Here is a 22,622-nt window from a genome sequence, read left to right as displayed (position 1 = left end):
TATGCGGCGCCGTTCAGCGCTCGTCGTCGCTGGTCAGCGCTCGTCGTCCCGGCGGGCCTCGGCCTCGGCCTGCTTGGCCTGGACCTCGGGGTCAAGGGCGCTCTGGTCGCTGCCGTCCACCGCCGAAAGCCGCTCCCGGTCGCCCACCTCGGTCGCCGCCGGGGGCTCGACCAGCCAGTCGGGGTTGGCCTGCTTGTCCCACCACTTCCACGCGGCGAAGACGCCCGCGCCGACCAGTCCGATGAAGGCCGCACGCTTGGCGACCCGGGCGGTCCGGGCCCGGCGGCGGTGCTTCCTGGCCAGCTTCTCGATCTCCGCGGCCGTCACATGGGTGCGCAGCGCCGCGATGGCCGCGGCGGTACGGACGGCGGCCTCCTCGCGCGCCGGCCCGGCGGCGGCGCGCACCCCGGCCATCGCCTGCTCCATCCGCGGACCGGTGTAGTCGGCGGCGTGACGGGCGGCCTTACGGGTGCGCTTGGCGGCCCGGGTGGCGGCCTGGTCCACCTTCGGCGGCAGGGTGCCACGGGCCTGGTTGAGCATGGGCTCGATATGGGCGTGGTACTGGGCACCGGCCGTGCACCGGGCCTGGTGCGCCGCGGTCGACACCTTCGGCGCCAGCCGTACGCGGGCCTCGTGCGCGTAGCGCGATGCGGTGTCCTTGGCCGTGCCGGCGTAGGGTGCCACCGCCTCCGCGGCGTGCAGAACGCTGCCCTTGGCTGTGCCGGTCGCGGCTCGCACGCTGTCAATGCGGGTCACGGGATCCTCCTCCTCGGTGGCGTGGTCAAGCTCCCGGGCTCAGAGTCGCGCGCTTGCGTCGCGCGCTCTATTTGCCCAGTTTCGTGTTTCCATCCCAAGAAAGATCATGCCTGTTTGTGGAGATCATGCCCGTTCGCAGCACAGGCAGCATGCGTGACCGGGCATCTGGGTCATACGGAGGATTCTCGTTGAAACCACGCGGATCGGCGCGCCCGGCGCCGCCTCCGCGGCTACTCGTCGACCTTGCGTCCGTGCGAGGATCAGGAGACGGAAGTGAAAACGATGGAAGGTTGATCGTGGCCGAGCAGCTTTACGCCACCCTGAAGACGAACAATGGCGACATCGTGGTCCGGCTGCTGCCGAACCACGCCCCCAAGACGGTCAAGAACTTTGTCGAACTGGCCGAAGGCACTCGCGAGTGGACCCACCCGGCCACTGGCAAGAAGGCCAAGGAGAAGCTCTACGACGGCACCGTTTTCCACCGGGTGATCAGCGGCTTCATGATCCAGGGCGGGGACCCGCTGGGCAACGGGACCGGTGGCCCGGGCTACGAGTTCGGTGACGAGTTCCACCCGGACCTGGCCTTCAACAAGCCGTACCTGCTCGCGATGGCCAACGCCGGCCCGGGCACCAACGGCTCGCAGTTCTTCGTCACGGTCTCCCCGACCGCATGGCTGACCGGTAAGCACACCATCTTCGGCGAGGTCGCCGACGAGGCCAGCAAGAAGGTCGTCGACGCGATCGCGGGCACCGCGACCAACCCGCGCACCGACCGTCCGCTGCAGGACGTCGTCATCGAGTCGGTCGTCGTGGAGACCCGCGAGGGCTGAGCCCGTACGGGGAACTTTCATGCCCCGCTTGTCCGTGTGAACAAGTGTCCGTGTGAACAAGCGGGGCGGGGGAACGCCCGATCAGAAGTGGACAAGGGGCGAGGGGACATCATGGAGGACCAGGCGGTCTGCTGCTATCGGCACCCCCAGCGGGAGACCGGCATCAGCTGCGCCCGCTGTGAGCGCCCGATCTGCCCCGAGTGCATGATCAGCGCCTCTGTGGGGTTCCACTGCCCCGAGTGCGTGAGCGGACGGGTGCCCGCCGGGGCCGGGGCCTCGGCCGCCGGTCCCCCGCCGCGTGCCGCCCAGCCGCGCACCATGGCCGGCGGCGCGATCACTTCGGATCCCCGGCTGATCACCAAGATCCTGGTCGCCATCAACATCGCGGTGTGGCTCGCGGCGCTGTCCGCGGGCGACCGGCTGGTGAACGATCTCGACCTGGTCGGACGGGCCTATGACCCCGGCGCGGCGCAGATCGTCGGAGTCGCCGAGGGCCAGTGGTGGCGGCTGGTCACCTCGATCTTCCTTCACCAGCAGCTGATCCACATCGCCTTCAACATGCTCTCGCTGTGGTGGATCGGCGGACCGCTGGAGGCCGCGCTCGGCCGCGTCCGCTTCATCGTGCTCTACATGCTGTCGGGGCTGGGCGGCAGCGCGCTGTCGTATCTCCTCGCCGCGCAGAACCAGCCCTCGCTGGGCGCCTCCGGAGCGATCTTCGGCCTGCTCGGCGCCACCGCCGTGCTGATGCGCCGGCTGAACTACGACATGCGGCCGGTCATCGCGCTGCTGGCGCTGAATCTGCTCTTCACGTTCACCTGGTCCGGAATCGCCTGGCAGGCCCATGTCGGCGGCCTGGTCGCGGGCACGGTGGTGGCGTACGGGATGGTGCACGCGCCCCGTGAGAAGCGGGCACTGGTGCAGCGCGGGACCTGCGCCCTGGTGCTGCTCGCGATCGTCGCCATGGTGTGGATCCGGACGATCCAGCTCACCGGCTGAGCGGGGCGGCCGGCCGGCGCTCGGCGGGCCGCCACGGACGTCCTCCCGTCAGGGCCGTCCGCAGGGCCGTGGACGGCTCCCGTCGATCTCCGGCACATGGGGCCGAGCCGGGCTCGGTCAGTTGTCCACAGCAAGTGGTGGATCATGCGCAACCTGTGGAGAACCTGCGTACGACCCCCGACTGACCTGCGTTTTCGCAGGAAAGCGGGGGTGTGAACGATCGAACAGACGCCCGTCGCCGGTCACACCGGCGTCAACACGGCAGAGGTTATCCACAGATCTTCTGAGTTTTCCCCGGCTGTGGATAACTCTGTGGACAACCTGGGGACCGGCGTGGGGACAGCCGGGTCACTTCCACTGGGTGGAGACGACGAAGCCCGCGGCGATGAAGCCGAAGCCGACCACGATGTTCCAGTTGCCCAGCGACTCGACCGGCATATCACCCGTGGTCACGTAGAAGATGACGATCCACGCGAGGCCGATCAGGAACATGGCCAGCATCAGCGGTGCCACCCACCGGCGGCCGCTGTTCAAGTTGATGCTGGCTGCCTGCTTCGCCGGCGGCGGCGTGAAGTCGTCCTTCTTGCGGATCCGTGACTTCGGCACGAGGAACTCTCCTGTCGATGCGCTGCGTGACCGCGCGGGGATGTGTACGGACGGCGCCGGGGCGGGACAGCGACGGGGACCACGTCCCTCCCCCACACGTCCGTTAGCGTAGTCCTTCCGCGGCGTCGTAAGGAGTAAGGGTACGTTGAGCAATTCCGCTGACTCCCCCACCCCGGCGTCCCGCCGCCCCCGGTTCCGGCCCGTGCGACTGCTGACCGGCGCGGTCTTCGCGCTGGCCGGAGTGATCTTCTGGACCAGTTTCAACACAGCACAGGGCACCAATATCCGCAGCGATGAATCGATGCTGCGGCTCTCCGACCTCATCCAGGAACGCAGCCGTAAGAACGGCACCCTGGGCGACAGCACCGGCAAAATACGCTCCGAGGTCGACGCCCTCGCCCGCCGGGACAACGGCAGCACCCAGGCCGAGCGCCGCAAGCTGGCCGAGCTGGAGAAGACCGCCGGCACCAGGAAGCTCTCCGGAGCCGGCCTCACGGTCACCCTCACCGACGCCCCGCCGAACGCCACCCCGCAGATCCCCGGCGTCCCGGACCCCCAGCCCAACGATCTCGTCATCCACCAGCAGGACCTGCAGGCCGTGGTCAACGCGCTCTGGCAGGGCGGCGCCAAGGGGATCAAGGTCATGGATCAGCGGCTGATCTCCACCAGCGCGGTGCGCTGCGTCGGCAACACCCTGATCCTGCAGGGCCAGGTCTACTCACCGCCCTACAAGGTCACCGCTGTGGGTGACCGGGGCAAGCTGAGCGCCGCCCTCACCGCCTCGCCCGCGATCCAGAACTACCGCAGCTATGTCGACGCGTACGGCCTCGGCTGGAAAGTCGACCAGCACGACACGGTGACTCTTCCCGGCTACTCCGGCACAGTGGATCTGCACCAGGCACAGCCCATCGGATAGCACCGGCGGACACCGGTACGCGGCACGGCCCAGGGATACGGGCCGGCGGCACGGGGGTCAGCGGGGCGGACAGTGGGGGCCGATGAGAACGCGGCTGATCGTCAGGACGCTCAGTGAGATCTGCGTCACCGTCGGAGCCCTGATCATCCTTTTGGTGGTCTACGTCCTGTACTGGACCTCGGTACGGGCCGACCGCGCCATGGACGGCGAGATCGACCACCTCCAGGACCGATGGGCCACCGGCACGGTCACCGCCGGCGCCGAGCCCTCGTCCGAACCCCGCCGCTACGCGTCCGGCGACTCCTTCGCGATCATGTACATCCCGCGCTTCGGCGCCGGCTGGGCCAAGCCCGTCCTCGAGGGCACCGCCACCGGCACCCTGAAGAAGGGGCTCGGCCACTACTCCCGCACCGCCCGCCTCGGGGCCCTCGGCAATTTCGCCGTCGCCGGACATCGCCGCACGTACGGAGACCCCTTCAAGGACTTCCCCGCGCTGCGCCCCGGTGACGCGGTGGTGCTGACCGACGGCACCACCTGGTTCACCTACCGCGTCGACCGGAGGCCCTACCGCACCCTGCCGACCGACACCGGGGTGATCGATCCGGTGCCGCGCGCGTCCGGTTTCCGGCGCCCCGGGCGCTATCTCACGCTGACCACCTGTGAGCCGGAGTGGGGCCACAGCCACCGCCTGATCACCTGGGCGCACCTCGACGCGACCCAATCGGTTGCCCAAGGCAAGCCCAAGGCTTTGTACAGCTGACCCTCCGGCCCCACCCCGCGCCCCTTACTCTGGTGCTGCACTCCGGTGCTGCAATCGACTTCGTCATCGGTGAGTAGGGATGGCATGTACGGCTGGATCTGGCGGCATCTGCCGGGTAACGCATGGATGCGGGCGCTGATTTCGCTCGTGCTGGTGCTGGCGATCGTCTTCGTGCTCTTCCAGTACGTCTTCCCCTGGGCGGAGCCCCTGCTGCCGTTCAATGACGTGACGGTCGACGAGGGAATGGCGGGTCCGCGATGAGCGCGCGCATCCTGGTCGTCGACAACTACGACAGCTTCGTCTTCAACCTCGTCCAGTACCTCTACCAGCTCGGCGCCGAGTGCGAGGTGGTGCGCAACGACGAGGTCTCGCTCGCCCACGCCCAGGACGGCTTCGACGGCGTCCTGCTGTCCCCCGGGCCGGGCACGCCGGAGGAGGCGGGGGTCTGCGTCGACATGGTGCGGCACTGCGCGAGCACCGGCGTACCGGTGTTCGGCGTCTGCCTGGGGATGCAGTCCATGGCCGTCGCCTACGGCGGCGTCGTCGGGCGGGCCCCGGAGCTGCTGCACGGCAAGACCTCGCTGGTGACCCATGAGGGCGCCGGCGTCTTCAGCGGACTGCCCACGCCCTTCACCGCCACCCGCTACCACTCGCTGGCCGTGGAGCGGGGGACGGTGCCCCCGGAGTTGGAGATCACGGCCTGGACCGAGACCGGCATCGCCATGGGGCTGCGCCACCGTGAACTGCGGGTCGAGGGCGTCCAGTTCCATCCCGAGTCGGTCCTCACCGAATGGGGCCATCTGATGCTCGCCAACTGGCTGGTGGAGTGCGGGGACACGGATGCCGTGGGGCGGTCCGCGGGGCTCGCCCCGGTGGTCGGGGCGGTCGGCGGTAAGGCCGGCGAGTGACCGGACCGCGCCCTGAGCGCGAGGGCGCCGGCCACGGTGCCCGGGAGGCCGCCCCGTACCCGCCGTACGGGTCTCATCAGCAGCATGCCGCCCACGACGCCCACGGCGGGGGCCCGGACGCGTTCGCGGCGGCCGGGGAGGGCCATCGGGACCCTCTGGCCGACCCGCTGCCGGACTCCGCCCCGGCCGGGCCCACGGGGCGGACCACGGGCACCGCGTCGCTCTCCGTGCCGCCGCCCACCGGCCGCCGACGGCGCGCCCGCACGACCCCCTTCGGGCCGGAAGAGGCCGCTGAAGCCGCCGGGCCGCCCACGGGGCGCCGACGCGCCCGCGCGGCCTCCTCGGGGTCCCCGGGGCCCTCAGGGCCCTCAGGGTCCGCATACGCCCCTCAGACGCCCGTACGCGCCCCGGGGACGCCCCGACGCCCCTCCGAGACGTCCGGACGCGTCCCGGAGGCCGCGGAGACGGCAGTCCTGCCCCCGATGCGGCCCCGGGGCGACGACGAGACGGTCGCCCTGCGCGCCGTGGAGGCGGGGCCCGCCGACCAGACCATGGCGCTGCGCAAGGTCGAGCCGGACCGGGACAGCGTCGCCGAGCCCCCGCCCGGTGGCCGGGCCGCCCGCCGTAAGGCCGCCCAGGAGGCCGGGAAGCGCGCCGGACGGCATGGCTCCCGCGCCCGGCGGGGCGCGGCCGAGGCGGGCGCCACAGGGCCCACGGAGGGCGCGGGGAGCGCCGGGGACGCCCCGCCCCGCACCCGTATGGAGGCCAAGCGCGCCGCGCGGGCCCGTAAGGACAGCCCCGGGGTGGTGGCGAGCCGGGTGATCGGCGAGCTGTTCATCACCCTCGGCGTGGTGATGCTGCTCTTCGTCACCTATCAGCTCTGGTGGACGAACATCCGTGCCCATCAGCAGGCCGACGGTGCCGCCAACAACCTGCAGAAGAAGTGGGACGCGAACGGCGGCGACGACCGGAACCCGGGCACCTTCTCCCCCGGGCAGGGGTTCGCGATCATCTACATCCCCAAGCTGGATGTGAAGGCGCCGATCGCGGAGGGCATCGACAAGCACAAGGTCCTCGACCGCGGCATGGTCGGCCACTACGGCAAGAGCCCGCTGAAGACCGCCATGCCGTGGGACAAGAAGGGCAACTTCGCGCTCGCCGGGCATCGCAACACCCATGGCGAGCCGTTCCGTTACATCAACCGCCTCAAGCCCGGCGACGAGATCGTCGTCGAGACGCAGAGCCGGTACTACACCTACGCGATGAGCAGCATCCTGCCGCAGACGTCGCCGTCCAACACGGGCGTCATCAAGCCGGTGCCGCCCGGCTCCGGCTTCACCGAGCCGGGCCGGTACATCACGCTGACCACCTGCACCCCCGAATTCACCAGCACCTACCGGATGATCCTCTGGGGCAAGATGGTCGAGGAGCGGCCGCGTAGCAAGGGAAAGCCGGACGCGCTGGTCGAATGAGCGGGAACAGCCGGGAAACCAGAAAAAGGGGTACGACGCGGTGGCACGGACCGACCACGACGAGCGGCAGGACCGGCACCCCGGCCCGCCCGCAACGCCCAGCCGTCGTCCCGGCCGTGGGTGGGTAGCCTCGGCCATAGCGGTCTTCGGCGAGCTGCTGATCACCGCGGGGCTGATTCTCGCCCTGTTCGTCGTCTACTCGCTGTGGTGGACCAACGTCCTGGCCGACCGCGAGGCGAAGAAGCAGGGCGACCGGGTGCGCAAGCACTGGTCGCAGCAGGGGCCGGGCGGGCTGGACACCAAGAGCGGTATCGGCTTCCTGCACGTACCGTCCATGCACAACGGCGAGGTGCTGGTCAAGAAGGGCACCAGCACCGAGACCCTCAACGACGGTGTGGCCGGCTACTACACCCAGCCGGTCAAGTCCGCGATGCCGTGGGACAAGAAGGGCAACTTCAGCCTGGCCGCGCACCGGGACGGGCACGGCGCGAAGTTCCACAACATCGACAAGGTCCACGACGGCGACGCGGTGGTCTTCGAGACCCGCGACACCTGGTACGTCTACAAGGTCTACGCGACGCTGCCGGAGACCTCGAAGTACAACGTGGACGTGCTGAACGCGGTCCCGAAGGAGTCGGGCCGGAAGCGGCCGGGCCGCTACATCACGCTCTCGACCTGCACCCCCGTCTACACCTCCCGCCACCGCTACATCGTGTGGGGCGAATTGGAGCGCACCGAGAAGGTCGACGCGGACCGCACGCCCCCCAAGGAACTGCGCTGACCCCCAAGGAACTGCGTTTGACCCCCTCGGGACGGGCTCCTGCCCCCTCGGGACGGCCTCCTGCCCCCTCGGGACGGCCTCCTGCCCCCTCGGAAGGCCCCTGAGCACGAAGAAGCCCCCGGCACCCTTCTCAGGATGCCGGGGGCTTCCCCGTGTCACTGCTGTGTGCGCCTAGAAGCCGTTCTGGCCGCCGAAGATGCCTCCGCCGTCCCCGCCTCCGTTGCCGTTCCCTCCGTTGCCCTGCCCGGCGACCGTGATGAGGTTCACCGACTGGCCCTTGGGCACCTGGGTGCCCGCACCGGGCTGGCTGGCCACCACGGTGGCCTCGTCGTCCTGCGGACCGGCGATGTTGCCCACGTTCAGGCCCAGGTCCTGGAGCGCCTTCTTGGCGTCCTTGAGCTTCTGGCCACCCAGGTTGGGCACCGGCACGTTCTCCGCGGCGGCCTTGGCGACGGTCAGCGTGACCGTCGAACCGGGCAGGACCTCCTGGCCGCCCTTGGGCGTCTGGTCGGTGACCGTGCCGGCCTCGACGTCGCCGTTGTCGACCTCCTGCGTCTGGACCTTGAGGCCCTTCTGCTGGAGGGCGGCCGTGGCGTCCGCGACCTTCTGCGTGGTCACGTCGGGGACGGTGACCTTCTGCTGCGCCTCGGCGACGGTCAGGGTGATCGTGGCGCCCTTCGCGACCTTCTTGCCGCCCTTCGGGTCCTGGTCGATCACCTTGCCGGCGGTCTGGTCCGACTGCTGGGTCTTCTGCTCGACCTTGAAGCCCTTGGCCTCGAGCTGGTCCTTGGCCGACTGGAACTGCACGTTCAGTACGTCGGGCACCTCGACCCTCGCGGCGGGCTTGGGGCCCTTGGACATGGTCAGCTCGACCACGCCGTACCGCTTGATCTCGCCGCCGCTCTCGGGGTTCTGCTCGCAGACGGTGTCCTTGTCCGCGTTCTCGCAGAACTTGGAGCCGACGTTCTTGATCTTGAAGTCGCCGTTCTCCCCTTGGCTCTTGGCGTCGGCGATCGTCTTGCCGACCAGATTGGGGACCGGGACCATCTCGTCGTTCTTACCGCCGCCGAACAGCGACTTCCCGATGAAGATCGCGCCGACCAGGACCAGTATCCCCGCGACGATCAGCAGGATCGTCGAGAGGTTGCTCTTCTTGCCGGAGCCCCCGCGCCCCCGGCCGCGGTCCGGCCGCTCGTCGTAGCCGAAGCCGCCGTCGTCCTCGCGCATCGGCGGAAGCATCGAGGTCTGCGCCCCGGCACCGGAGTTCTGCGGCCGCAGCATCGCGGTGGGCTGGTCGTCGGAGCCGTAGCCGACCGCGCCCAGCGCGGCGGTGGCGGCCACCGGCTGCCCCTCCAGGGCCGCCTCGATGTCGGCACGCATCTCGTCGGCCGACTGGTAGCGGTAGTCGGGGTCCTTGACCAGTGCCCGCAGGACGATGGCGTCCATCTCCGGGGTGATCTCGGGGTCGTAGGTGCTCGGCGGCTGCGGGTCCTCCCGCACATGCTGATACGCGACGGCCACCGGGGAGTCGCCCACGAACGGCGGCCTCACGGTCAGCAGCTCGTAGAGCAGACAGCCGGTGGAGTACAGGTCGCTGCGCGCGTCGACGGTCTCGCCCTTGGCCTGCTCGGGGGAGAGGTACTGGGCGGTGCCGATGACGGCGGCCGTCTGCGTCATGGTCATACCGGCGTCGCCCATGGCGCGGGCGATGCCGAAGTCCATCACCTTGACCTGGCCGTCCCGCGTGAGCATCACGTTGGCCGGCTTGATGTCCCGGTGGACGATGTTGTTGCGGTGCGAGTACTCGAGTGCCTGGAGGATGCCGGTGGTCATCTCCAGCGAGCGCTCGGGGAGCAGCTTTCTGCCCGAGTGGAGAAGCTCTCGCAGCGTGGAACCGTCGACGTACTCCATCACGATGTAGGGGATCGAGACACCGTCGACGTAGTCCTCGCCGGTGTCGTAGACCGCGACGATCGCGGGATGGTTGAGCGAGGCGGCCGACTGGGCCTCTCGGCGGAACCGGGCCTGGAAGGACGGGTCACGGGCGAGGTCCGCCCGGAGCGTCTTCACAGCGACAGTACGGCCGAGGCGGGTGTCGTGCGCGAGGTAGACCTCCGCCATGCCACCGCGGCCGAGCACTGAGCCCAGCTCATACCGGCCGCCGAGGCGACGCGGCTCTTCCATAGCTACTCCAGCCCTCTTCCGTGGTTCCCGGCCGCACCTGTGGGGGCCGGCGAAGTGCTGCTCGCGCATACCGTACCCGGCACGTCTTACGGGACCCGGCCTCAGTCGCTATCTGATACCGGACCGGTACGGCGACGTGCGGGATTGGTATCCGGACGTGACGGGGGTCACTTGTCGCTCGCGGTTTCCAGTACGGCCTGCATCACGCTCTTGGCGATCGGCGCGGCCAGCTTGCCACCGGCGATGTCGCCGCGGAGGGTGTCGGACCCCTCGATGACCACCGCGACCGCGACCGGCGAGCCGTCATCCCCCTTGGCGTAGGAGATGAACCACGCATAGGGGTTCTTGCTGTTGGCGACGCCGTGCTGCGCGGTACCGGTCTTGCCGCCGACCGTGACGCCCGGGATCTGGGCGCTGGTGCCGGTGCCCTCCTTGACCACGGTCTCCATCATGCTCTGGAGCTTCTGGGCGTTCTCCGAGCTGAGCGGCTGGCTCATCTCCTCCGGGTCGGTCTGCTCGATGGTGTTGAGGTTGGGCGCGCGCAGCGAGTCGATCATGTACGGCTTCATCAGCTTGCCGTCGTTGGCGACCGCGGCGGCGACCATCGCCATCTGCAGCGGGGTGGCCCGGTTGTCGAACTGGCCGATGGCCGACATCGCGTTGCCCGGCTGGTCCATCTTCTCGGGGTAGATGCTGGCGTCGGCGCGGACCGGTGTGAAGACCTCCTCGTTGAAGCCGAACTTCTCGGCCTCCTCGAGCATCTTGTCCTTGCCCAGGTCGTCACCGAGCTTGCCGAAGACCGTGTTGCAGGAGAAGCGGAGCGCCTGCCGCAGCGAGGCGTTCTTGCAGGGGATGTCCCCCTCGTTGGGCAGCGGCTGGGTGGACAGCGGGAGCTTCCAGGGGTCCGGCGAATCGGTCGGCCCGTCGATGTCGGTGTACTTGCCGTTCTCCAGCGCGGCCGCCGCGGTGACGACCTTGAAGGTCGAGCCGGGCGGGTAGGTCTGCCGCAGCGCCCGGTTGAGCATCGGGTCGTCCTTGTCGACGTCCGGCTTGAGCGCGTTGTACGCCTCCTCGTCCTTCTTCGAGGCGCCCGCGAACTTCGAGGGGTCGTAGCTCGGGGTGGAGGCGAGGGCGAGGATCTTGCCGGTGCGCGGGTCGAGCGCGGCGACGGCGCCCTTCTTGTCACCGAGGCCCTCGAACGCGGCCTTCTGGGCCTTGCCGTTCAGGGTGGTGATGACGTCGCCGCCCTTCTGCTTCTTACCGGTGATCATGTCGATCGTCCGGTTGAAGAAGAGGCGGTCGTCGTTGCCCGTGAGGATTTGGTCCTCGAGCTTCTCGATCTGGTTGGCGTCGTAGGCCTGCGAGGCGAACCCGGTGACCGGTGCCCACATGGGACCGTTCTTGTAGGTGCGCTTGTACTTGAAGTCGGTGCCGTTGGTCTCGACGGATCCGGTGATCGGCTGGCCGTCGACGATGATGTTGCCGCGCGGCTGGCCGTAACGCGCGATCAGCACCCTGCGGTTCTTGTCGTGGTTCTTGAGCTCGTCGGCCTGCACGTACTGGATCCAGTTGTCCCGCAGCAGCAGGGCGAAGACGAGAAGTCCGCAGAAGATCGCGATTCGGCGCAGCGGCTTGTTCACGGTCGGACCACCTGGGTCATCTCGGCGTCTGTGGTGGGAGCGGGCGTCGGCGCCGGACGGCGCGCGGTGTCGCTGACCTTGATCAGAATGGCGACGAGTGCCCAGTTGGCGATGACGGATGAGCCGCCCTGCGCGATGAACGGCATGGTCATACCGGTCAGCGGGATGAGGCCCATCACACCGCCCGCGACGACGAAGACCTGGATGGCGAAGGCCGCGGAGAGGCCGATGGCCAGCAGCTTGCCGAACGGGTCACGGGCGGCCAGCGCGGTGCGCACACCGCGCTCCACGATCAGGCCGTAGAGCAGCAGGATCGCCATGGTGCCCGCGAGCCCGAGCTCCTCGCCGACCGTGGCCAGGATGAAGTCGGAGTTGGCGGCGAAGCCGATGAGGTCGGAGTTGCCCTGGCCGAGGCCGGTGCCGAAGACGCCGCCGGAGCCGAAGGCCATCATCGCCTGGGCGATCTGGTCGCTGCCGCCGGTCTTGAACGCCGCGAAGGGGTCGAGCCAGGCGTCCACCCGCTGCTGGACGTGCGGTTCGAAGGTGGCGACGCCGACCGCGCCGACCGCGGACATCAGCAGACCGAAGACGATCCAGCTGGTGCGCTCGGTGGCGACGTACAGCATCACGACGAAGAGGCCGAAGAACAGCAGCGAGGTGCCCAGGTCGGTCTCGAAGACGAGGATGAGGATGCTCATCCCCCAGACCACCAGGATCGGGCCGAGGTCACGGCCGCGGGGCAGGTACAGCCCCATGAAGCGGCGGCTGGCCAGCGCGAGCGCGTCGCGCTTGACCATCAGGTAGCCGGAGAAGAACACGGCGATGATGATCTTGGCGAACTCGCCGGGCTGGATGGAGAAGCTGCCGATGCTGATCCAGATGCGCGCGCCGAAACGGGGCGGGAAGAACACCGGCAGGATCAGCAGGATCAGCGCCACCACCATGGAGATGTAGGTGTAGCGCTGGAGGAGGCGGTGATCCTTGAGCAGGATCAGGACGCCGACGAAGAGGGCGACGCCCAGCGCCGAGTAGATCAGCTGGTTGGGGGCCGAGGCAGCGAAGACCTGACCGGCGTTCTCCGCCCGCTGGGCCAGCCGCTTGGACTGGTCCAGACGCCAGATGAGCACCAGCCCCAGCCCATTGAGGAGCGTGGCGATCGGCAGCATCAGCGGATCCGCGTAGGGCGCGAACTTCCGGACCACCAGATGGCCGACGGCGGCCAGCAGACCGAGCCCGATGCCGTAGCTGAGCATGCCGGAGGGCATCTCGTCGCTGAGCGCCAGACCCGCGTTGGCGTACGCGAAGACCGGAATGATCACCGCGAAGACGAGCATGGCCAGCTCGGTGTTCCGCCTGCTCGGCGGCCCGGCCGTACTGATCGTCGTCGTGTTGGTCGTACTACTGCTCATGGGTGGACGGCCCCTTACGGCTTCACTGCTGGGTGCTGCTGCACTGCGGGACCAACTTCTTCTCCTCCTCCGAGAGGGTGGGGCCGGGCTTCGGAGTGGGAGACGTCGTCGGCGTGGGCTTGGTGGTGGCCTTCGCGGCGCGCGCCCCCAGCTGGTTCTCGGTCTTGTCGTCCCCGGACTGGGCGCCGCTGCTGGACGGGCTGGCGCTGTTGGAGGGGCTGCCCCCGGAGCCGCCGTTCTTGTCCTTGTCGCCGCCGGTGAGGTCCTTCTGGCTGTCCTCGGCCTTCTCCTGGGCCTCGGCCTTCTTACAGGCGCCGGCGAGGGTGGCGAGGTCCTTGGTCTTGTCCTGGGCCTGGCCGAGCCCGCTGACCGTGATGGTGTCCTCCACACGGCCGCGCTGGTCGGCCGGGAGGTACTTGAGTTCGATCTCGCGGTGGTCCTCATGGACCTTGTTGAGCTTGATCCAGGCGAGGTCCTGGCTGATGCCCTGGTAGATCGCGACATGGTCGCCGTTGGAGCCCACGTAGTACTGCGTCTGGGTCCAGCGATAGCCGCCGTAGAGCCCGCCGCCGATCACGGCCAGGCCCAGCACGATGAAGAGCGACCGCTTGGCCCAGGCCTTGGCGCCGCCCTTCTTGGTGAAGTCGCCATCCGCGTAGTCGCCGTAACTGCCCTGCGGCAGACCGCCCATGGCCGGGTCGCCGCTGCCGGGAGGGCCGAAGCCGCCGTGCGGGTCGCCCTGCTGCGGTACGGACCGGCCGAGCTCGGCCGCGCGGCCCGCGGGGGTGTGCGCGGCGCCGCCGTCCCCGAGGGGGACCTGGTTCTCGGCGACCGCGCCCACGATCACGGGGGTGTCGTTGAGCTGGGCGGCCAGGGTGTCGCCGCCGTCGACGTCGAGGACGTCGGCGACGATGCAGGTGATGTTGTCGGGGCCGCCGCCGCGCAGGGCGAGCTGGATCAGCTCCTGCACGGTCTCATGGGGGCCCTGGTAGCTGCCGAGGGTGTCCTCGAGGGTCTGGTGGCTCACGACGCCGGACAGGCCGTCGGAGCAGATCAGATAGCGGTCCCCGGCCCGGACCTCGCGGATGGACAGATCGGGCTCGACATGGTCGCCGCTGCCCAGCGCGCGCATCAGCAGGGAGCGCTGCGGGTGGGTGCCCGCCTCCTCCTCGGTGATCCGGCCCTCGTCGACCAGCCGCTGCACCCAGGTGTGGTCCTGGGTGATCTGGGTGAGCACACCGTCGCGCAGCAGATACGCGCGCGAGTCGCCGACGTGCACCAGGCCGAGCCGCTGACCGGTCCACAGCAGGGCGGTGAGCGTGGTGCCCATGCCCTCCAGCTGGGGGTCCTCCTCGACCATGACGCGCAGTTGGTCATTGGCCCGCTGCACGGCGGTGCCGAGGGACGTCAGGATGTCCGAGCCCGGGACGTCGTCGTCGAGCTGGACGAGGGTGGAGATCACCTCGGAGCTGGCGACCTCGCCGGCGGCCTGGCCACCCATGCCGTCGGCGATGGCGAGCAGCCGGGGACCGGCATAGCCGGAGTCCTCGTTGCCCTCCCGGATCATGCCTTTGTGCGATCCGGCCGCGAAACGCAGTGACAGACTCATGCGCACCTCGCCTGTCGGCTCCGGGTACAGCCCCTTGCCAACCACGCTGCCCACCCTCCGGTCGTCATGGTCCTACTACTTCCGCAGCTCGATGACGGTCTTGCCGATGCGAATCGGCGCACCCAGCGCGATCGGTGTCGGTGTGGTGAGTCGGGTCCGGTCGAGATACGTGCCGTTGGTGGACCCGAGATCCTCGACGATCCACTGGCCGTCACGGTCCGGGTAGATCCTGGCATGCCGGCTGGAGGCGTAGTCGTCGTCCAGCACGATTGTTGAATCGTGCGCACGGCCGAGGGTGATGGTCTGGCCCTGGAGGGCGACCGTGGTGCCGGTGAGCGTGCCCTCGGAGACCACCAGCTTGGTGGGGGCACCGCGGCGGCCGCGGCCACCGGACTGCTGGCGCTGCGGCGGCGGCGCGCTCTGCCGCTGTTGCTGCTGCTGCGGCCGGTCGGGGGCGCCGCGCCGCGCCGAACCGCGCTGGGTCACGCGGGTCCCGAACAGGTCGCTGCGGATGACCTGGACGGCCACGATGACGAACAGCCACAGTACGGCGAGGAAACCCAACCGCATGACCGTGAGGGTCAGCTCTGACATTGCCCCCGCTTCACCCTTCGGCTTGCCGGTAAACGATGGTGGTGCTGCCCACGACGATCCGCGAGCCGTCGCGGAGCGTAGCGCGCGTGGTGTGCTGTCCGTCCACCACGATGCCGTTGGTCGACCCGAGATCCTGCACGGTCGGTGGGGTTCCGACCCGGATCTCGCAGTGTCTGCGGGAGACACCGGGATCGTCGATCCGCACGTCAGCGTCGGTGGAGCGGCCCAGGACGAGCGTGGGCCGGGAGATCTGGTGGCGGCTGCCGTTGATCTCGATCCAGCGCCGGGTCTGACCCTGCTGCTGGGCTCCGGCGCCGGCCCCGGCTCCGGTTCCGCCGGTGCGGGGCACCGGACGGGCGCCGGGGGGCGTGGACGGCATCGGCGGGGCACCGGCGGGCTGGGCGGGGTAGCCGTAACCGCCGGGGCGCTGCTGCGGGGCTCCGGCGCCGGGGCGGCCCGGCGCCTGCTGCGCGTCCTGGGACTCGCTGGACGCCAGCGTCCGGCTGCGCACCCGGTACAGGCCGGTGTCGAGATCGTCGGCCTTCTGCAGATGCACCTTGATGGCGCCCATGAAGGTGTAACGCTGCTGCTTGGCGTAGTCGCGGACCATGCCGGCCAGCTCGTCGCCGAGCTGGCCGGAGTACGGGCTGAGCCGCTCGTAGTCGGGCGTGCTCAGCTCGACGATGAAGTCATTGGGGACGACCGTCCGGTCGCGGTTCCAGATCGTGGCGTTGTTGTCGCACTCCCGCTGGAGGGCGCCGGCGATCTCGACAGGCTGGACCTCGGACTTGAACACCTTGGCGAAGGTGCCGTTCACGAGGCCCTCGAGACGCTGCTCGAAGCGTTTCAGTACTCCCACGGGGCACCTCCTTCCGTCAGTCGTGCTCTATGCCGTCCTGGTACTGCTTACTGATCGTATCCACGCGTCGGGAAATCGGGTGGTTCCCCTTCCTGGCCCTGTGGAGCAGTGTCACCTCTCACAGGGATCGTAGAGGTGCCCTGACGACAGTGTCCCGCAACCGTGACGCTCCACGGACGGGTGGGGGCGGGGGCGCCGGTAACGGGTGTGATTGCACCCCGGAGGGCGTGCTAATGTTCTGGATGTCGAAAGGCGCTCCACACGAACCGGACGGATCGAGACGATCAACCGGGGAGCGGGACGAGTGGCCGGACGGCAGCACCCATGCGCGGGTGGCGGAATAGGCAGACGCGCTGGATTCAGGTTCCAGTGCCCGAAAGGGCGTGGGGGTTCAACTCCCCCCTCGCGCACCAGTCGGAGCGGGCCTCTCGGAAGTGACGAAAGTCGCTTTTGGGAGGCCCGCTTCGCGTTGTGGCAGGGGCGTTCCTTGCCGGGGCTTTGCCGGAGCCTTGCCTTCCAGGGGAAATGGCTGGGGCCTCCCCGGGGAGGGGAGGCCCCTGTGGCCTGATGCCCGGGTGGGTCGGGTCGATCAGAGGTCAGGCTGATCAGGCGGTCGGGCTGATCAGGGAGCCGGGCTGATCAGGCGGCGAAGCGGGTGGCGAGTTCCTTGGCCTTGGCCGCGGCCTCCTCGTGGGCCTTCGCCTTGGAGGCGTCCGAGGCCTCGACCAGCTCGGCCATGGCCGGATTGCTGCGGGCCAGCGTGAGTTCGGGCACAACGAAGGTGACATCGAGGCCGAGCCCGTCGCCCAGCGCCTTGCCCAGGTAGTTCGTGACGAACTCGAAGCTCTCGCGGGGAGTGCCGGGGCCGTAGCCGCCGCCACGGCTGGCGACGACGACGGTCGGGGTGCCCGAGGTGGTGGTCTGCTCGGCGCCCGCGGTGCGGCCCATGATGATCACGTGGTCCAGCCACGCCTTGAGGGTGGAGGGGATCGTGAAGTTGTACATCGGGGCGGCGATCAGGACCGTGTCCGCCTGCTCGAGCTCGCTGGCAAGGGTCTCCCGGAGGGCGAAGGCGGCGTGCTGCTCGGGCGAACGCTGATCGGGAGCGGCGAAACCGGCCGCGGCGGCGAGACCGTCCAGGTGGGGCAGCGGCTCGGCGGCCAGGTCGCGATAGATCACCGTGCCGTTCGGGTGCTGGGCTTCCCATTCCTTGCGGAAGGTGGCCGTGACCGAGCGGGAGGCGGAGGCCTCACCGGGGAAGACGGACGTGTCGATGTGCAGAAGAGTCGGCATCGATGCCTCCAGTGAAGAGGGCTCGGGTAAGGAGCCCGTAATACCTACGTACCTACAGATGGCACAGTAGCTTACTTTTCTGCAGTCCCGAACCAGAACGCAGTAGTCTGTATTCCATGGCGAAGGATCGTGGGGAGCACAACGAGCAGGCCTGCAAGCAGGTCGACGGCGAGATGACGCGGTTCTTCGAACTGTTCGGCAAGCGCTGGACGGGGCTCATCGTGGCCGTGCTGACGGAGCAGGCGGCGTACTTCGCCGATCTGCGGCGAGCCATCCCGGGGATCAGTGAGCGGATGCTGTCCGACCGGCTCACCGAGCTCTCCGCGGCGGGTCTGGTGGTGCGGGAGGTCGACGCCGGGCCGCCGCTGCGGGTGGCCTATCGGCTGACCGACGCGGGGAAGGCGCTGGAGCCCGCGCTGAAGGAGCTGTCGCGGTGGGCGGAGACCAATCTGCCCTCGGGCGGCGACAACTGCCCGGAGCAGTTCCGGGGCTGAGCCTGGGGCTGGGGCTGGGGCTGGGCTTGGGGCTGGGCTGGATTCGTGGCTGAGCCTGGGGCCGAGCCGGGTCCGGCGCCGGTTCCGTGACCGAGCCTGGGCCGGGGCTTGGGCCGAGGTTGGTCCGGGCCCGGGATGATTCGCGTCTGATCAGGCATTTCACCATGATCGCCGAGGTTTTCCACAGGCTCTGACGGGGTGGGCTGACAGGGGGTACGGTCTGCTCAGTCGATGTCGTGTGCAAGGAAGGCGGGGGCGCGATGACGGACGACCGGAGCGGTCAGGGCGGCGGAAACGGCGAGGCCGGCCGGGGCGACGAGAGCGGCCGGGGCGGAGAGAGCGGCGAGCGGGGGCCGGGCGGCGAGGGCACCGCGGGCGGGGCGGCCCGGCGGCTGCCTCCGGTTCCGGGCTTCGCCGTCTGGCGCGGTGAGGGGCCGTCTCCCCGGCAGATGGGCAAGGCGCTGCGCAAGCGGGTGCCGCGCTCGGCGCATGCCGAGCCGCCGAGGGCCGACGGGCGGCCGGATCCGGTGGCGGCGGTCGAGCGGTCGAATGCCGGGCGGCTGCCGGAGCTCACCCCGATCCGGGTGGGGCGGATGGCCGCGGGCCCCTTCTCCTTTCTGCGCGGGGCCGCCGGGCTGATGGGGCACGACCTCATGACCACGCCGGTGACCGGCATCGGGGCACAGCTGTGTGGCGATGCCCACGCCGCCAACTTCGGGATCTACGGAGATGCGCGCGGCGGCCTGATCATCGATCTCAACGACTTCGACGAGACCGTTCACGGCCCGTGGGAGTGGGATGTGAAGCGGCTCGCGGTCTCGCTGGTGCTCGCCGGCCGGGAGGCGGGTGCTGACGAGGACACCTGCCGGGCGGCGGCTCGGGACGCCGTGGGTGCCTATCGGCGCACGGTGCGGCTGCTGGCCAAGCTGCCGGCGGCGGACGCGTGGAACGCGATCGCGGACGAGGAGCTGGTCTCCCACACGGACGCCAAGGACCTGGTCGGGACGCTGGAGCGAATTTCCGAGAAGGCCCGGCGGAACACCAGCGCGCGGTACGCGGCCCGGTCCACCGAGCCCGTGCCGGGCGAGGAGGGCTCCTCCGGCCGGCCGGAGGCCCGGCGCTTCGTGGACGCGCCGCCGGTGCTGCGGAGGGTGCCGGACGAGGAGGCGGCGGCGGTGGCCTCCTCGCTCGCCGAGTATCTGGGCACGGTGCCGGAGGACCGGCTGCCGCTGCTCTCGCGGTACGAGGTGCACGACGTGGCGTTCCGGGTGGTCGGCACGGGCAGTGTGGGCACCCGCTCCTATGTGGTGCTGCTGCTCGACCACCGCGGCGAGCCGATGGTGCTCCAGGTGAAGGAGGCGCGCCCCTCCGCGCTGCTGCCGTATGTGGCGAAGGCCGGTTTCGAGGTGCCGGACGTCACACATGAGGGGCGGCGGGTGGTGCTCGGCCAGAAGCGGATGCAGGTGGTCAGCGACATCCTGCTGGGGTGGACGACGGTGCGGGGGCGGCATTACCAGGTGCGGCAGTTCCGCAACCGCAAGGGAAGCGTGGACCCGGCGGCGCTTGCGGCGGACCAGATGGACGACTACGGGCGGATGACCGGCGCGCTGCTGGCGCGGGCGCATGCCCACAGCGCGGACCCTCGGTTGCTGGCCGGTTACTGCGGCAAGGGGGAGGAGCTGGACGAGGCGGTGGCCAGCTTCGCTGTGGCGTACGCGGATCGCACGGAAGCGGATCACTCCGCGTTGGTCGTGGCGGTGCGCAACGGCCGGATAGCGGCCGAGTTGGGGGTGTGAGACGCGGGGCGGGGGTGCGCGCTCGGTCGCCGATCACCGCCGGACGTAGTCTGAGCGGGTGACGAATCCGGAAGCGCAGCAGCAGGCACGGCAGTCGGTGTCGGACGCGGAGCCCCAGGCGGAGTCGCACGACCGGTCCGGGGAGACGCGATCCGGGGAGACATGGTCCGGGGAGGCGTGGCCCGGGGAGACGCGGTCCCAGGGGCCTTGGTCCGAGGAATCCCGGTCCGGTGGTGCCGGGCCCGGGGACGCGGGGTCGTCCGGCGATGCGGGGTCGTCTCGGGATGCCGGTTCCGGGGATGCCGCGGACGACGCGGCCGCCCGTGCCCAGGAGGAGGCTCAGGCCGCCGAGCGTCTGGAGCGGGCGGTGCGCGCGGCCGAGCAGGCGCTGATCGAGTTCGAGATCGCGGTGGAGACCTTCCGGGTGGAGGTGGAGAACTTCTCCCGGCTGCACCACCAGCGGCTCGGGCCGATGTACTCGCGCCTCGACGAGCTGGACGCGCTGATCGCCGAGGCGGTCGCGGCGCGCACCGGCGATCCGGAGGACATCCGCAAGGCCCAGGAGGCGCGGGGGCTGGTGCAGCCGATGCCGGGCGTGGAGGAGCTGTTCCACGGCTGGATCGACTCGGAGGGGCTCTCGCCGGAGGCGGCCGCGATGCTCACCGAGCGGCCCGTGCAGCCGCCGCCGCGGGTGCGGCCGAGCGAGGAGGCCCGCCGGATCTACCGGGAGCTGGCCCGTAAGGCCCATCCGGATCTGGCCGAGGAGGAGGCCGAGCGGGAGCGGCGCGGTGCCTTCATCGTGCGGGTCAACGCGGCGTACGCGGCCGGGGACGAGGAGGCGCTGCGGGCGCTGGCCGAGGAGTGGGAGGCCGGTCCGCCGCCGCCGGAGCGGCGGGCGAGCCGCAGCGAGGAGCTGTACGCCCGGCTGGAGTGGCTGGCCGAGCGCAAGGAGATGCTGGCCGCGGTCGCTGCGGAGCTGGAGTCGAGCGCGATCGGCGCGATGATCAAGATGGCGCCGGAGGACCCCGATCGGCTGCTGGACGAGATCGCCGAGCAGCTGCTGGCCCAGGCCGCGGAGAAGGAGACCCGGCTCGCGGGGCTGATGCGGTAGTAGGTTTGCCGCAGCTGCCGATGTCATGTGAGAGGTGTGTCTGATGCATTTTGCCCAGCTTCCCCAGGTGGAGGCGGCGGCGGTACCGGCCGATGGCCTTCTGCTGGATGTCCGGGAGGACGACGAGTGGACTGCCGGGCATGTCGAGGGCGCGCTGCACATCCCGATGGGCCAGGTCGTGGCGCGGTTCGATGAGCTGACCGCGAAGGTCGGCGAGGGGCAGCGGGTGCATGTGATGTGCCGGGTCGGCGGCCGCTCCGCGCAGGTGACGCAGTACCTGGTCGCGCAGGGCATGGACGCGGTGAATGTGGACGGCGGGATGCTCGCCTGGGACGCGGCGGGCCGGCCGATGGTGAGTGGCCCCGACGGCACCGCCGAAGGGGCCTTTGTGCTCTAGGAGTTTCCCTACGATCGGCGGGCCCGCCGATCAGCCGAGGGGGTGGGCGGCGAGGAGCTCGCCCAGTGCCTCCTCATGGGCGGCGGCGGACCCCAGTGAGAGCTCCAGCTGCTTGCCCCACGCGTGGTAGCGGTGCAGGGGGTAGTCGGTGACCGCGCCGAAGCCGCCGTGCAGATGCTGTGCGGTCTGCACGACGCGGCGCACGCCCTCGGCGGCCCAGATCTTGGCGACGGCGACATCCCCCGCGATGGGCAGCGCCCCGCTCGCCGTCGGCCGCTCCTCGGCCAGGGACAGCCGCCAGGCCGCCTGCCACAGCGTGGCCTCCATGGCCCGCAGATCGATATAGCGGTCGGCGGTCTGCACGGCGACCGCCTGGAAGCTGGCGAGCGGGAAGCCGAACTGCTCGCGCTCGCTCACATAGGAGCTGGTGAGGTCCAGCACCGCCGAGCCGAGGCCCAGCGCGAGCGCACAGGTGCCGGTGGTGAGCAGATCGCGCAGCCATTCCCAGGCGCCGTCCGCCTCCAGCACCTCGCGGTCGGCGAGCCGCACTCCGTCCAGCCGCATCTCGGCCAGGCGCTCACCGCTGGTGGAGATCTGCTCCTCGAGGGCGACGCCGTCATGGTCGCGGGGGACCAGGGCGAGGATCGTCCGGCCCTCCCCGGTGTGCGCCGGGATCAGCACCTGCTCGGCGCCATGCGCCCAGGGGACCGCGGTCTGGGCGCCGTCCAGCACCCAGCCGTCCCCGCTCCGCCGCGCCTGGACGGCGAGTTCGGCCGGGCCATGGCCGGTGCGGCCGCTGGAGGCCGTGGTGAGGACCAGCTCACCCTCGGCGGTCCGGGGCAGCACGGCGGCGCGCAACTCGGCCCCGCCGTACCGCTGCACGGCCAGCGCCGCGGCGCTGGACTCCAGCAGTGGCACCCGGGCCAGCACCCGGCCGCATTCCCGCAGCACCAGGCAGAGGGCGAGCGCGTCGAGGCCCGAGCCCCCGTACTGGGGGTCGAGGCTCAGGCCGAGCAGATCGCTCTCGGCGAGCTTGCGCCACAGCGCGCGGTCGAAGTCCTCGGCGACGGCGCCGGCGGTCAGCGCGGGACTGGGCACGCTGTCCGGTGTGACGGAGGAGAAGACGGCCTTCGCCGCTTCGACGGCCGCCTGCTGCTCCTCGGTGAAGGTGAAGTCCACTGTCCGTACCTCCCGCGCCGCGGCTTTGTCTG

The 22,622-nt window shown here is 70.1% G+C and carries 22 protein-coding genes and 1 tRNA gene; 13 read left to right on the top strand and 10 right to left on the bottom strand.

Going from position 1 to position 22,622, the window contains the following annotated elements:
- Positions 1-33: 33 nt before the first annotated feature.
- Positions 34-756, bottom strand: a complete 723-nt coding sequence (locus tag J8403_RS21785) for a DUF5324 family protein (RefSeq protein ID WP_211124636.1) — start codon at positions 754-756, stop codon at positions 34-36.
- Between the two features lie 296 nt (positions 757-1,052).
- Here J8403_RS21785 and J8403_RS21780 point away from each other — a divergent pair, with 296 nt between their 5' ends.
- Both J8403_RS21780 and J8403_RS21775 read left to right on the top strand, forming a co-directional pair.
- Positions 1,053-1,586, top strand: a complete 534-nt coding sequence (locus J8403_RS21780) for a peptidylprolyl isomerase (protein ID WP_059143818.1) — start codon at positions 1,053-1,055, stop codon at positions 1,584-1,586.
- Positions 1,587-1,697: 111 nt separating this feature from the next.
- Entirely contained in the window at positions 1,698-2,582 is an 885-nt protein-coding gene (locus tag J8403_RS21775; RefSeq protein ID WP_211124635.1) for a rhomboid family intramembrane serine protease, read from the top strand.
- Between the two features lie 348 nt (positions 2,583-2,930).
- Here J8403_RS21775 and crgA read toward each other — a convergent pair whose 3' ends face one another.
- Positions 2,931-3,188 (bottom strand): cell division protein CrgA, encoded by a 258-nt coding sequence (gene crgA / locus J8403_RS21770; RefSeq protein ID WP_030827826.1) that lies wholly within the window; start codon positions 3,186-3,188, stop codon positions 2,931-2,933.
- A 145-nt stretch (positions 3,189-3,333) separates the two neighbouring features.
- On the opposite strand from crgA, the gene J8403_RS21765 reads away from it, so the two are divergent.
- The 6 genes from J8403_RS21765 to J8403_RS21740 all read left to right on the top strand — a co-directional run bounded on the left by J8403_RS21765 (position 3,334) and on the right by J8403_RS21740 (position 8,025).
- Positions 3,334-4,104 carry a DUF881 domain-containing protein gene (locus J8403_RS21765; protein ID WP_211124634.1) on the top strand — a complete coding sequence of 257 codons (771 nt, stop codon included), beginning with the start codon at positions 3,334-3,336 and terminating at the stop codon, positions 4,102-4,104.
- A gap of 82 nt (positions 4,105-4,186) precedes the next feature.
- Entirely contained in the window at positions 4,187-4,864 is a 678-nt protein-coding gene (locus J8403_RS21760; RefSeq protein ID WP_211124633.1) for a class E sortase, read from the top strand.
- An 84-nt stretch (positions 4,865-4,948) separates the two neighbouring features.
- Positions 4,949-5,125 carry a hypothetical protein gene (locus J8403_RS21755; protein ID WP_086710638.1) on the top strand — a complete coding sequence of 59 codons (177 nt, stop codon included), beginning with the start codon at positions 4,949-4,951 and terminating at the stop codon, positions 5,123-5,125.
- Positions 5,122-5,772 (top strand): aminodeoxychorismate/anthranilate synthase component II, encoded by a 651-nt coding sequence (locus J8403_RS21750; protein WP_078642451.1) that lies wholly within the window; start codon positions 5,122-5,124, stop codon positions 5,770-5,772. Before J8403_RS21755 ends, J8403_RS21750 begins: the two co-directional genes overlap by 4 nt.
- The gene (locus J8403_RS21745) at positions 5,769-7,244 is read left to right on the top strand and encodes a class E sortase (RefSeq protein ID WP_211124632.1); all 1,476 of its coding nucleotides are present in this window, start codon (positions 5,769-5,771) and stop codon (positions 7,242-7,244) included. The genes J8403_RS21750 and J8403_RS21745 overlap by 4 nt, the downstream gene beginning before the upstream one ends.
- 40 nt (positions 7,245-7,284) lie before the next feature.
- Complete coding sequence (locus J8403_RS21740; RefSeq protein ID WP_211124631.1) at positions 7,285-8,025, top strand: class E sortase; 741 nt, start codon at positions 7,285-7,287, stop codon at positions 8,023-8,025.
- A 171-nt stretch (positions 8,026-8,196) separates the two neighbouring features.
- On the opposite strand, the gene pknB is transcribed toward J8403_RS21740, so the two are convergent.
- From pknB to J8403_RS21710, 6 genes are all read right to left on the bottom strand, one after another.
- Complete coding sequence (gene pknB, locus J8403_RS21735) at positions 8,197-10,209, bottom strand: Stk1 family PASTA domain-containing Ser/Thr kinase (protein WP_211124630.1); 2,013 nt, start codon at positions 10,207-10,209, stop codon at positions 8,197-8,199.
- Positions 10,210-10,376: 167 nt separating this feature from the next.
- Entirely contained in the window at positions 10,377-11,849 is a 1,473-nt protein-coding gene (locus tag J8403_RS21730) for a peptidoglycan D,D-transpeptidase FtsI family protein (protein WP_211124629.1), read from the bottom strand.
- Positions 11,846-13,258 (bottom strand): FtsW/RodA/SpoVE family cell cycle protein, encoded by a 1,413-nt coding sequence (locus J8403_RS21725; protein ID WP_211124628.1) that lies wholly within the window; start codon positions 13,256-13,258, stop codon positions 11,846-11,848. The genes J8403_RS21730 and J8403_RS21725 overlap by 4 nt, the downstream gene beginning before the upstream one ends.
- Before the next feature lie 22 nt (positions 13,259-13,280).
- A complete protein-coding gene (locus J8403_RS21720) occupies positions 13,281-14,867 on the bottom strand; it encodes a PP2C family protein-serine/threonine phosphatase (protein WP_211124627.1) in 1,587 nt (528 codons plus the stop codon).
- Positions 14,868-14,942: 75 nt separating this feature from the next.
- A complete protein-coding gene (locus J8403_RS21715; RefSeq protein ID WP_014053590.1) occupies positions 14,943-15,461 on the bottom strand; it encodes an FHA domain-containing protein FhaB/FipA in 519 nt (172 codons plus the stop codon).
- 10 nt (positions 15,462-15,471) lie between these two features.
- Positions 15,472-16,320, bottom strand: a complete 849-nt coding sequence (locus J8403_RS21710; protein ID WP_211124626.1) for an FHA domain-containing protein — start codon at positions 16,318-16,320, stop codon at positions 15,472-15,474.
- Positions 16,321-16,646: 326 nt separating this feature from the next.
- On the opposite strand from J8403_RS21710, the gene J8403_RS21705 reads away from it, so the two are divergent.
- Positions 16,647-16,733 (top strand) — tRNA-Leu (locus J8403_RS21705).
- A gap of 226 nt (positions 16,734-16,959) precedes the next feature.
- Here J8403_RS21705 and J8403_RS21700 read toward each other — a convergent pair.
- Entirely contained in the window at positions 16,960-17,613 is a 654-nt protein-coding gene (locus tag J8403_RS21700; protein WP_211124625.1) for an FMN-dependent NADH-azoreductase, read from the bottom strand.
- A 116-nt stretch (positions 17,614-17,729) separates the two neighbouring features.
- Here J8403_RS21700 and J8403_RS21695 point away from each other — a divergent pair, with 116 nt between their 5' ends.
- The 4 genes from J8403_RS21695 (at position 17,730) to J8403_RS21680 (ending at position 21,411) form a co-directional block, all read left to right on the top strand.
- Positions 17,730-18,107 carry a winged helix-turn-helix transcriptional regulator gene (locus J8403_RS21695; protein ID WP_211124624.1) on the top strand — a complete coding sequence of 126 codons (378 nt, stop codon included), beginning with the start codon at positions 17,730-17,732 and terminating at the stop codon, positions 18,105-18,107.
- 260 nt (positions 18,108-18,367) lie between these two features.
- Entirely contained in the window at positions 18,368-19,903 is a 1,536-nt protein-coding gene (locus J8403_RS21690; RefSeq protein ID WP_211124623.1) for a DUF2252 domain-containing protein, read from the top strand.
- 58 nt (positions 19,904-19,961) lie between these two features.
- Positions 19,962-21,014: a hypothetical protein gene (locus J8403_RS21685; protein WP_425519820.1), complete on the top strand. Its 1,053-nt coding sequence runs from the start codon at positions 19,962-19,964 to the stop codon at positions 21,012-21,014.
- A 43-nt stretch (positions 21,015-21,057) separates the two neighbouring features.
- Positions 21,058-21,411, top strand: coding sequence for a rhodanese-like domain-containing protein (locus J8403_RS21680; protein WP_211124622.1), 354 nt, complete (start codon positions 21,058-21,060; stop codon positions 21,409-21,411).
- Positions 21,412-21,441: 30 nt separating this feature from the next.
- On the opposite strand, the gene J8403_RS21675 is transcribed toward J8403_RS21680, so the two are convergent.
- Positions 21,442-22,590 carry an acyl-CoA dehydrogenase family protein gene (locus J8403_RS21675; protein WP_211124621.1) on the bottom strand — a complete coding sequence of 383 codons (1,149 nt, stop codon included), beginning with the start codon at positions 22,588-22,590 and terminating at the stop codon, positions 21,442-21,444.
- Positions 22,591-22,622 lie beyond the last annotated feature (32 nt).

This window comes from Streptomyces yatensis (assembly GCF_018069625.1).
GTDB classification, from domain to species: domain Bacteria; phylum Actinomycetota; class Actinomycetes; order Streptomycetales; family Streptomycetaceae; genus Streptomyces; species Streptomyces yatensis.
This window is presented reverse-complemented; position numbering and strand designations above follow the sequence as displayed.

Coding starts and splice junctions, on each gene's coding strand:
- J8403_RS21760 (WP_211124633.1), top strand. CDS start 4,187: ATGAGAACGCGGCTGATCGTCAGGACGCTCAGTGAGATCTGCGTCACC.
- J8403_RS21690 (WP_211124623.1), top strand. CDS start 18,368: ATGACGGACGACCGGAGCGGTCAGGGCGGCGGAAACGGCGAGGCCGGC.
- J8403_RS21750 (WP_078642451.1), top strand. CDS start 5,122: ATGAGCGCGCGCATCCTGGTCGTCGACAACTACGACAGCTTCGTCTTC.
- J8403_RS21715 (WP_014053590.1), bottom strand. CDS start 15,461: ATGTCAGAGCTGACCCTCACGGTCATGCGGTTGGGTTTCCTCGCCGTA.
- J8403_RS21775 (WP_211124635.1), top strand. CDS start 1,698: ATGGAGGACCAGGCGGTCTGCTGCTATCGGCACCCCCAGCGGGAGACC.
- J8403_RS21755 (WP_086710638.1), top strand. CDS start 4,949: ATGTACGGCTGGATCTGGCGGCATCTGCCGGGTAACGCATGGATGCGG.
- J8403_RS21720 (WP_211124627.1), bottom strand. CDS start 14,867: ATGAGTCTGTCACTGCGTTTCGCGGCCGGATCGCACAAAGGCATGATC.
- J8403_RS21725 (WP_211124628.1), bottom strand. CDS start 13,258: ATGAGCAGTAGTACGACCAACACGACGACGATCAGTACGGCCGGGCCG.
- J8403_RS21695 (WP_211124624.1), top strand. CDS start 17,730: ATGGCGAAGGATCGTGGGGAGCACAACGAGCAGGCCTGCAAGCAGGTC.
- J8403_RS21700 (WP_211124625.1), bottom strand. CDS start 17,613: ATGCCGACTCTTCTGCACATCGACACGTCCGTCTTCCCCGGTGAGGCC.
- J8403_RS21680 (WP_211124622.1), top strand. CDS start 21,058: ATGCATTTTGCCCAGCTTCCCCAGGTGGAGGCGGCGGCGGTACCGGCC.
- pknB (WP_211124630.1), bottom strand. CDS start 10,209: ATGGAAGAGCCGCGTCGCCTCGGCGGCCGGTATGAGCTGGGCTCAGTG.